This window comes from Moorena sp. SIO3B2, from assembly GCF_010692525.1.
Classification (GTDB): Bacteria; Cyanobacteriota; Cyanobacteriia; order Cyanobacteriales; family Coleofasciculaceae; genus Moorena; species Moorena producens.
Map to the genome: position 1 here is coordinate 1 of NZ_JAAHHE010000537.1, position 3,338 is coordinate 3,338.

Here is a 3,338-nt window from a genome sequence, read left to right on the forward strand (position 1 = left end):
TCAGCAATGGCACTGCCAGGGTGTGGCTCAAGCCGGAGGCTATATATGAGTGGTTGCAAACAGCTAAAATTTATCAGCTCTCACCAGGAGATCGGAAGGTGTTTGGTTTAGAGCACAGCGATCCTAGGTGACATGCTACTGATGTCAGATACCCTGGTTGACTGACTTTTCTGGCTTCGTAGGTTGGGTTGAAAATAGTGAAACCCAAACCTGGCAATGGTTTTAGATAAAATCAATGGTTTTATAGGCATCCTAAATGAATTGTGAGAATTTTTGATCCGAAGTTCCGTACTCCCTACTCCCTACTCCCTGTTCCCTATTCCCTGTTCCCTTTTCCCTTTGCTATAGGAGTTTTCTCAGTCAATCAGGTCAGGTACCACGCCTCACTTCCTTGAAAGCGTGGCTCCCAGTTTCATTCGCCGTTGCTCTGTTGGGTACCTCAAAGAAGAAGTTGGGCAAGGTTGACCTACAAGGTTAATACCATAAATACTCTATTATAACAGATTAGGGTAGCTCTGAATAATCCTGTAAGATTTTGTAATGAATAAGTAAATTTACTTATCATTCATGCAAACCGTGACCCACTAGCCCCTAAAATTAGAACCGTCTAGATAATCAAGGAATCGATCTTAACGGATTAATAAACACTTGCAGGGTCAAAGAAAAAATGCAAACACTAACTAATAACTCTCAGTTAATACAATCTTGGTCTACCTCTGAAATTTACCCAATCAGCTATAACGGCAGCCAAGGGAATACTATATCAGATGACGATAAATTGCTCAGCTTGAAAGCAGTATATAAGCAACTATTTAAGGAAAATCGAGATCTTGACTTTCACCATCATGCTAGCCTTGAATCTGCATACCTGAATGGTCAATTGAGCACTCGAGATCTGGTTCGTGAGTTACTTTGCTCGGACATGTATGTTAATTATGTCTTCGCCGTCAATAGTAATTTCCGTTTTGTTGCACTGTGCTTTGAGCGCGTTTTAGGTCGCCAGGCTACACAAAACGAGATCCATAAGTGGAGCTCCCTTTTAGCCTCGGAAGGTCTGATCACCTTTGCGCAGACATTGACCAATTGTGATGAATATATTGCAGCCTTTGGTGATGACATTGTACCGTTTCGCCGCTCTGATAAACTGTCTTCCAGTAATCAGGGACTCCCGGCACTGCCAAAGGAACTGAGCATCAAACGTTATACAGGAATCGGTAACGTGATACAGCACTACAAATCCAAATCCCTTTTACCCTGGGAAGGCAATATGCCGCCCCGTGTGGTACGCGAGATCGGCGCAATTGTTACTGTAGCCGGTACAGTTGAAGTTATTCGTGTTATTGTCACCATTGCTTGGCAGGCTTATAGCACTGGTAGCCTGTGAAATCCTCCTAGACCGAATCAAAGATTACGGCATTGCTGAATCTTTGAATGAATATGAGTGGGGTGGGCATCCTGCCTGCCTGGAAATGAAACGGGCAAGATGCCCATTCCACAGGTGCGACCCGTGGCGAATTTAATTCGCCAACGGAAAGCGCACCTAAAAACTATTAAAATCATTCCATTATTAAGCAACGCCGGATTTTTCCCCTATTCCCTCTTCCCTCTCTTCGCCTCCTCGGAGGGGTTATGGGTGGCTTCCAGATCCGCTGTTCCGGTGATCCGCTGTTCCCTGTTCCCTAAAACCCAAAAATTTGGAATTCACCTAATTGAAAACCGCTATAAATCCCCGACCCGATTGACTTAATGGAGGGACTCCTGTATTATTTTCTGAGAGTAAATTATGCTAGTTGATACCTGTTATGATATGCTGTTAACTTGAATTGGCTAAAACTATACTGTGTATAGCTTTTAGATTTTGATGATAATTGATACTTGAGACTACATAGTATCTCAAAACCTAAAAGTATTCCCTAGTAATACTTTTAGGTTTTGTTTATTAAAACTTAGCCGAATCAGTACGGAATAACCGTAAATTATTCAGTTTCAGATGTCTACTCCTCTGTTGATTTATTCGGCTTTAATTTCCTGATATTATTCCTAGGCTTAGATGGGTTGACCCTGACAAATTACGCGATTAATTAACTGGTGACCAATGGCTATAATACTACTTGCTTGAAAAAAATAGCAGATAAACCACCAATATTTTGCAAGTAATTTTCTGGTTTTATTGACCATTAATTAACTAAAAAACCGGTTAAAATACTCATCATTACAGAGGATAGTACATGGAAATTTATATGTCATCGAACTACTCACTCAACACCCTTGGAGCCAAACTTTGTCTCGAAGCTGCTGGGGATTTAGTAGCAAAAGCAATCCAGCCCATCCAAAACTCTTCACAGGTAAGACTAGCTGATTATGGCATTGCAGACGGTGGTACTAGCCAAGGATTATGGCAGCAGATTATTGCTACTATAAAAAAACAAAATAACGGGGCTTTTGTTGAAGTAATATTTAATGATTTACCCAGTAATGACTTTAATGCCCTAGGCAAAAATGCAACCTTCTTGATGCAGGGTGATCAAAATCTAGTAGTTTCAATGGTTCCACGATCATTTTATGAACCTGTTTGTCCCCCCAATAGTCTAGACTTTGGTTTCTCCTCCACAGCCATGCACTGGCTAAGTAAGCTACCCAAACATCTAAGCAATCATATTGATGTCAATGTTTCTGCCCCAGTAGAAGATAAAGCAATTTTTCAAGCACAGTCACAGATTGACTGGAGCACTATTCTCCTGGCTAGAGCTAAAGAACTCAAATCTGGAGGTCAAATAGTAACCGTCAACTTATCCGTAGACGAACAAGGGCGCTATGTAGGGCACAACCTGGTAGACTTGAACCTGAAAGATATTCTGCACGAAATTTGGAAACAAATGCAGATTGAGGAATTGATTCAACCAGAAGAGTATGTTGGCGCTACATCACAAAGTTATTACCGAACAGAAGCCGAGTTTACTGCGTGTCTCGAAGACCCTCAAAGTGAAGTTTATCAAGCTGGCTTACGATTAGGAGATACCCGAACCATGCTGATTCGGTGCCCTTATCGGTCTCAGTACGAAGATGATAGGGATGCAGAGAAATTTGCCCAAGGTCTCACCCAAGCGACTCGCTCTTGGAGTGAACATACATTGAGAAATGCCCTAAGCAATCGATCCAATCAAGACATTTCTGATATTGTCAACCAATTCTACCAAAGATTTACAGCTAGGATTCGAGAGAATCCCGGTCAGTTCTCTATGGATTATGTACAAACCTATCTTCGCATTTACAAAAAATAAGCCCAACCAGGATGCTTAGATCATGTTAGGATAATTACCCTTAATAAAAATCTGCCC

At 41.5% G+C, this 3,338-nt stretch carries 4 protein-coding genes; all 4 read left to right on the plus strand.

Going from position 1 to position 3,338, the window contains the following annotated elements; genetic code table 11:
• Window positions 1-263: 263 nt before the first annotated feature.
• Entirely contained in the window at window positions 264-395 is a 132-nt protein-coding gene (locus F6K38_RS37595; protein WP_287360084.1) for a hypothetical protein, read from the plus strand.
• Between the two features lie 272 nt (window positions 396-667).
• Window positions 668-1,384 (plus strand): phycobilisome rod-core linker polypeptide, encoded by a 717-nt coding sequence (locus tag F6K38_RS37600; protein ID WP_287360086.1) that lies wholly within the window; start codon window positions 668-670, stop codon window positions 1,382-1,384.
• Window positions 1,385-1,507: 123 nt separating this feature from the next.
• Window positions 1,508-1,747, plus strand: a complete 240-nt coding sequence (locus F6K38_RS37605) for a hypothetical protein (protein ID WP_287360087.1) — start codon at window positions 1,508-1,510, stop codon at window positions 1,745-1,747.
• A 493-nt stretch (window positions 1,748-2,240) separates the two neighbouring features.
• The gene (locus F6K38_RS37610; RefSeq protein WP_287360089.1) at window positions 2,241-3,281 is read left to right on the plus strand and encodes a class I SAM-dependent methyltransferase; all 1,041 of its coding nucleotides are present in this window, start codon (window positions 2,241-2,243) and stop codon (window positions 3,279-3,281) included.
• Window positions 3,282-3,338 lie beyond the last annotated feature (57 nt).

Coding starts and splice junctions, on each gene's coding strand:
- F6K38_RS37600 (WP_287360086.1), top strand. CDS start 668: ATGCAAACACTAACTAATAACTCTCAGTTAATACAATCTTGGTCTACC.
- F6K38_RS37610 (WP_287360089.1), top strand. CDS start 2,241: ATGTCATCGAACTACTCACTCAACACCCTTGGAGCCAAACTTTGTCTC.